Annotated in this window: 6 protein-coding genes; 3 read left to right on the top strand and 3 right to left on the bottom strand. The window is 48.0% G+C overall.

Going from position 1 to position 5,897, the window contains the following annotated elements:
* Positions 1 to 309: hypothetical protein (locus tag LBQ00_03610; protein MDR2017952.1), on the top strand; the 309-nt coding region annotated here is incomplete at its 5' end.
* Here the strand turns inward: LBQ00_03610 and LBQ00_03605 are convergent.
* The 3 genes from LBQ00_03605 to LBQ00_03595 all read right to left on the bottom strand — a co-directional run bounded on the left by LBQ00_03605 (position 293) and on the right by LBQ00_03595 (position 1,761).
* Complete coding sequence (locus LBQ00_03605) at positions 293 to 580, bottom strand: transposase (GenBank protein MDR2017951.1); 288 nt, start codon at positions 578 to 580, stop codon at positions 293 to 295. The two genes, LBQ00_03610 and LBQ00_03605, sit on opposite strands and share 17 nt — an antisense overlap.
* An 81-nt stretch (positions 581 to 661) precedes the next feature.
* Positions 662 to 1,255, bottom strand: coding sequence for a UbiX family flavin prenyltransferase (locus LBQ00_03600; GenBank protein ID MDR2017950.1), 594 nt, complete (start codon positions 1,253 to 1,255; stop codon positions 662 to 664).
* Between the two features lie 2 nt (positions 1,256 to 1,257).
* Complete coding sequence (locus tag LBQ00_03595; protein ID MDR2017949.1) at positions 1,258 to 1,761, bottom strand: hypothetical protein; 504 nt, start codon at positions 1,759 to 1,761, stop codon at positions 1,258 to 1,260.
* Between the two features lie 1,268 nt (positions 1,762 to 3,029).
* Between LBQ00_03595 and LBQ00_03590 the strand changes: the two genes are divergently transcribed.
* Both LBQ00_03590 and LBQ00_03585 read left to right on the top strand, forming a co-directional pair.
* Entirely contained in the window at positions 3,030 to 4,187 is a 1,158-nt protein-coding gene (locus LBQ00_03590; GenBank protein ID MDR2017948.1) for a 2-hydroxyacyl-CoA dehydratase family protein, read from the top strand.
* 26 nt (positions 4,188 to 4,213) lie between these two features.
* Positions 4,214 to 5,545, top strand: a complete 1,332-nt coding sequence (locus LBQ00_03585; GenBank protein ID MDR2017947.1) for a 2-hydroxyacyl-CoA dehydratase family protein — start codon at positions 4,214 to 4,216, stop codon at positions 5,543 to 5,545.
* Positions 5,546 to 5,897: the final 352 nt, after the last annotated feature.

Genomic DNA, 5,897 nt, shown 5'->3' with positions numbered 1-5,897 from the left:
GACCAAATGGCGCAGTCGGTAGAGTTCTTTATCGTACTCACGCTGCTCTTTACGGTTGTTCCTTGGAGGGATAACATTTTCATGTTAAGGGAGGCAGCCTTGTCAATGATTTCGCTGCTGTCATACCCTTTATCGGCATTCTGTAGTAAAACCGTCTATCAAGGCGCAAGCTTCATGGACGGTACCAGCACAAGTATTCTGACCGGCATACCATGCGCATCCACGGCCAGATCCCCTTTTTGTCTTGGTTACCGCCAACAGCGCCTGTGCCATGTGGAATGGCTGGCATCTATCATGAGCCATTCGTAGTCCGGGTCGTCGATAAGTTTTTCGAGGATGTTCTCCCATAGCCCATACTTGACCCATCCCTGAACCGTTTCGCTACGCTGTTCCAATTACCGTATTTGATTGGTAAGTCGCGCCATGATGCTCCGGTGCGTAGTATCCAGCATACCCCATTGATGAATCGCCGGTTATCTTCCGCTATACCATCCCATTGACCTCGCTTACCCAGCATGTATGGTTCGATCAATGCCCAAGACTTGTCGTTAATATCGTGCCGATGTAACTCCGTTGACATAAGAATATCTCCTATTGGTTCTTGATATTCTTGTTAGAGCATCTCTTCTTCCTCGTGTAGACGCTATCTAATGTGTAAGGGTCAGACGAAGTCGTTAGATTCCTGGCTTACGTAAGGGGGGGTGCCACCCCATCTCCGAAAGAGTTTTGCGTCAATACTGAATAGATCAAGTAATTTCCCGACGGTGTGGTTCACCAGGTCGTTGATGCTTACAGGGTTTGAGTAAAAAGCAGGTACTGGTGGGTAAATGATCGCCCCTATATTGGTTGCTTTGAGCATCAAATCGAGGTGTCCCTGATGGAGGGGTGTCTCTCGGACCGTAAGGACAAGCCTCCTTCTTTCCTTCAGCGTTACATCTGCGGCTCGGGTCAGTAAATTGTCATTATATGAATGGGCGATCCCGGAAAGAGACTTGATTGAACATGGGGCCACGATCATGCCGTCGGTCTTGAAAGAACCGCTCGAAATGGGTGCGGCGAGGTTGTCGTTATCGTGAACAAAAGATGCCATCTCTTCGACTTGGGCCACAGTATACCTTGTTTCCCCGGGAATGATCTGTTTTGCGGCGGAAGAGATTATAAGATGGGTCTCCACTTTCATCTGCTTCAGGACCTCAAGCAACCGTATGCCGTAAATGGAGCCTGTGGCTCCTGATATTCCCACGATTATTTGCATACTCAGACCTCCTTCTGAATCAGCCGCAGACTTCTGGTTGCTCCGGTCTGCTCCTCCAGTTTCTGGAGCATGGGGACTGCCACGGTTGTGTTTATTATTATAATTATCTTAATGTACATAATAGACGCCAGAACCGCAAGCTGGTTGAAATTTTTGCAGCGAGGGTGATAGTCAGCGCGGTGTTTGTCGCTTCTACTTCGAAACAGGCGGCCTCCCACTTGTTCCATGGTAAATCCGAAAAATCTCGGAAAGAAGAAACCCACCGCTATCTTGCTATAGAAAAGAGAGCGTACGATGTAGCGACATAGAAAAAGGTATGCTGTTTTATCAGTGTACCGATGGCATGCTGCCCATATTATTAGCCTGAAGGTTATTACTGATATGAGGACAATGGCAGGCTTGACCCAGTTCAATTGTTTCGCGAAGAGCGAGCCAAGGAGACACCTAAGGCCGACAAGTACAATAACCGTGCATATAAAGTTCTCGAATTTGACGACCGTATCCACGAGCCATGCTTCCGGTTAGCCGAAGTGTCAAGATGGGCAGTAGGAACGGAGGCAGGCATTATATAGTTATTATCGAAACGGGAGATTATCATACACTCTCTGCGGACGGTCGTTTTAAATAGCCCAAATATAGTCTTTAGTCTCGCCGGACCCAGTGGAGGATGTTGCATATTTTATGATCTATGAGATAAAGAAAGAAACAGACGTCCATTGTGTGAAGTATGACGACAAGGAATAAAACCGATAATTACGGCCCAGCGGGTCGGTCTGCAGTGAACGATAATTTTCGAGTGTCTCAGCCTGCCCCATACCCTGTATGCCTGTGCATCCATAGTGTGATATAATAAAGAAATTAAGGAAGAGGTGAAAATGCCTGGTAAGCAATACGAATGCAAGGATTGCGGTCGTGCCTTTCGGGTTTACGAAGACGAGAAAAAGGAACCGAAGTGCCCAAGTTGCCAAAGTGAGAACATAACTTTTCGACAACCCCTGACTATCCTGCCGTCATGGATATCATTCCAGCTCAGGCCAGGATCAGGGTGAAAGTAGAAACAGAATGGCGGCGCCATTCCTGAGACTGCAACGACATTCACCAAAATTTCCAGGTTCATTATCGTGGCCTAATGGGGCTATAGGGTATAGTCGATCTCTTAACGGCCAATGCTCTTTTTCTGTACATCCATTCTCTGCACGGTCTATTGTTTCCATTCTGTGCTGTCAACGACATGTTTTGTTCGGGATCTGCCTTTGTCCTTGGCTGATGATTTCTTTTTGCTATAAAGCCGTGCCGTGAGAAAACGCAAGACTGGAAGGTTAATCGGTCCTTAAGTTTGATGACATGGTGTATATACCTATATCATCTAGATATTAGTTAAGTAATCAATTGATATGGTAATTCCCCTTTCGTCGCTATAGAATCTCTCTGTTCAATATTCCATTTTCTTTGCTCAGGAAATAGCCCATAGGCTGGTTTCTAGTGGTATGGGAGGAGATATAGCAATCATAAAGGCTTGAACATTCGGAGTGCGCGACCGCCTCTCAATGTTCAAATAGATAAGCGCAGGCCTGCGTATTGGACGATACGAAACAATTCCTTCATTGCCACTAAAAGGAAGGAAACGAAGAGAAAAAGCGTGCTTCCTGCGTAAAAGGAGAGGTGCGCCGTGTAAGAAATAAGAGAGAACTATATCCGACTTACGCCACAGGGGTGGCGGAATTTTACGGGACGCTATGTTTCTTAAAAGAGGCATAGGCGGAAGAGAGGAAAGATGTCAGTAACAAATGGAAATGGATTGGCGAAAGCAAAGGAGTATTGTTCGGAATACGGTTTGAGGGCGAAGGAATTGAAAGCCGAGGGTCGGCAGATCATCGGATACCTTACCGCTATCGCCCCGGTAGAGATCCTGACGGCAGCGGGCGTAGTTCCGTTCAGGTTGAAGGGCTGGGTGTCTGAGCCGATCACGAAGGCGGATGCACACATGGAAACAATCGTATGCCCCTTCGTCCGCAATGTGTTTGATTCCGCATTAAAAGGCAAATACAGCTTTCTTGACGGCATGGCCATGCCTCATCTCTGCGACAGCATTGATAGGACTAATGACGTATGGAGCTACAATCTTGATCTGCCTTACTGGCATTTCCTGAATATTCCCCACGTCACTGACGACCCCTCAATTGAGTTTACAAAATCTGTACTACGGTCGTTCATTACAAGCCTGGAGGGGTTTACGGGCAGAAAAATCACCGATCAGGCGATTGTCGAGGCGGTAAAACAGCACAATGAAAACCGCAGTCTCATGAGAGACCTCTATTCCCTGAGAAAAGAGAATCCACCACTTATTTCCGGCGTCGAGATGATGGAGGTTATGGTGGCTGCCATGAGTCTCCCTGTTGACGAATCGTCGGCACTCATAAAGAGCGTCATTGAAGAGGTGAAACGGAGAGAACCGCCTGCCGGAAAGAAGGCTCCACGGATCATGATTGTGGGCGGTCAGATTGATAACGTGGCCGTGGCAGAAGTTATAGAAAACGCGAATGCCTGGCTCGTAATGGACGACATCACCATGGGAAGCAAGGCTTACTGGCCGACTACGGATATCACTCCCGATCCTTTACAGGGAATCGCGGAGCGCTACCTGAGAAAGGTGCGAGTAGCCACAACTTACATAGACACAGGGGATACATACGAGGAGAACCTGGAAGCTAGGTTCGGACATATGAAGCGGTATATCAATGAATTCAAGGTGGACGGCGTGATTCTCTTTGTCTACAAGTATTGCGATCCCTATGGATTTGACGTCCCCGCGATGAAAAGCTTCATCGAGGAGACAGGCACTCCTGTGCTTTACCTGGAGGATGAATATTCCACGTCAAGCCTTTCTCGGGTGAAGACTAGGGTTGAGGCATTCTTGGAGATGATCGCATAATAGAGAGACAGGAGGAGGGAAATCTCATGGCTGAGCAAAGAGTACCAAGAGCGCTGGCAACGGCAGCAGCAGCAAAGATACCAAAAATGGCCCGGGCCAACCTGTCCGCGACGGTCAGGGCGAAGGACGAAGGCAAGAAAGTAGCCTACTCTTTTATCGTGGTAGGACAGGACGAGATAATGAGGGCGATGGATATAGTTCCCGCGTGGGGCGAAAGCTTCTCCGGCATATCCGCAGCAAAACGGGATGCGGAAAAATATTTGCAGAGGGCGGAGGCGGATAATTTTTCCCGTTCCCTTTGTACATATGCGACATGCAATATCGGCTTTGATATGTGGCGTGAGGAACTGGGTGGTGCGATGCCTCCTGATGCACCTTGGGGAGGAATAGGTAGACCGGACATGATCTTGGGTACAGCGCAGCAGTTATGCGATCCTCGATACAAATGGCCTCAGGCTACGCGCCACTACCTGAGAGATGTGCCAGTCTTTATCGGCGGCATGTATTACCCTGCGTGGGACCCGAAAATAGATCACAAGACGCAGGAAGAGTATTACGTAAAGTATAATACGGCGGAACTACACAGGTGCGTCGAATTTTGTGAGAAACATACAGGGAAGAAGATGGACTGGGACAGACTTGCGTCGGTCGTGGACCTAACTGACCGAACTTGGAACCTTTTCGTGGAGACCTATGAATTGCGCAAGACGATTCCATGCCCAATGGATACTGGTGACGCAATGAACACCATGGTCCCAATGGCCTTTATGCTTGGAACCCAGGAGTCCTATGACTTTTTCCTCGCCCTTAATGCGGAGTTGAAGGAGAAGATAGCGGCGAAACAGGGCGTAGTGGAAAACGAGAAATACAGGCTCCTATGGGGTGCGGGACTGCCTTCGTGGTTCGCTCTTTCCGATTTTCAGTATTTTAATGACAAGGGGGCAGTCTTCCCGGTAGAAACCACGTACCGTTGCTACGAGCCGGTTTACAACTTGGATCTCCCGAAAACAAGCGATCCTTTAGAACATATTGCTTGGAGATGGGTACGGTTTTGGACCCACTGGTACGACAAGGCACGGAAACGTCCTGGTTCTACACCTGCGGTGGAGCGTCTCATTGACTATATCGAAGATTACAAATGTAACGGGGTAGTTTTCCATTCCGCCTTCTCGTGCCGTTCGTGGCATGCGGGAATCCTCCTCCAGGCTGAGATACTGAAGAAGGTCTATCCCGAAATCCCGGTGCTTATCATGGAAGGTGATATCGTGGATATAAGTTCCTACAATGAAGCGGATACTCATAACAGAATTGATGCTTTCATAGAAACCCTGGAAGCTTATAAGCAGAAACAACGATAGCGTAAGGCAAGGGCCAGAGCCTTTTCCTGAGAGACAGATTTTACTTACCGTACACAACCTCCCGGGCCATTTACAGGTCCGGGAGGATCTTTTTTGGAGAGTGCCCCCTTATATATAGATTAGCCGTATAATATACTCATCAAAATAAGAGGGATGGGATATTATGCCTCTCATGCAAGAGGTGTGGTTCAGAACGAGCAATTAAAAACGGGATGGTCGCGAGGAAGCAACGGTATCGGTTGAGAGAGTGCTGGTACAATTTTCAGGAAGGCGATAGGCGAATCTAATAATCAATGTTTTAGCCCAAGAAAGCGCTTTGCATCTTGTTTTACGCAATGGTGAAAGGTTCTTA

The sequence above is a fragment of the Syntrophobacterales bacterium genome (genome assembly GCA_031274925.1).
In the GTDB taxonomy this organism is placed as follows: domain Bacteria; phylum Desulfobacterota; class Syntrophorhabdia; order Syntrophorhabdales; family Syntrophorhabdaceae; genus PNOM01.
This window is presented reverse-complemented; position numbering and strand designations above follow the sequence as displayed.

Coding starts and splice junctions, on each gene's coding strand:
- LBQ00_03605 (MDR2017951.1), bottom strand. CDS start 580: ATGTCAACGGAGTTACATCGGCACGATATTAACGACAAGTCTTGGGCA.
- LBQ00_03600 (MDR2017950.1), bottom strand. CDS start 1,255: ATGCAAATAATCGTGGGAATATCAGGAGCCACAGGCTCCATTTACGGC.
- LBQ00_03590 (MDR2017948.1), top strand. CDS start 3,030: ATGTCAGTAACAAATGGAAATGGATTGGCGAAAGCAAAGGAGTATTGT.
- LBQ00_03585 (MDR2017947.1), top strand. CDS start 4,214: ATGGCTGAGCAAAGAGTACCAAGAGCGCTGGCAACGGCAGCAGCAGCA.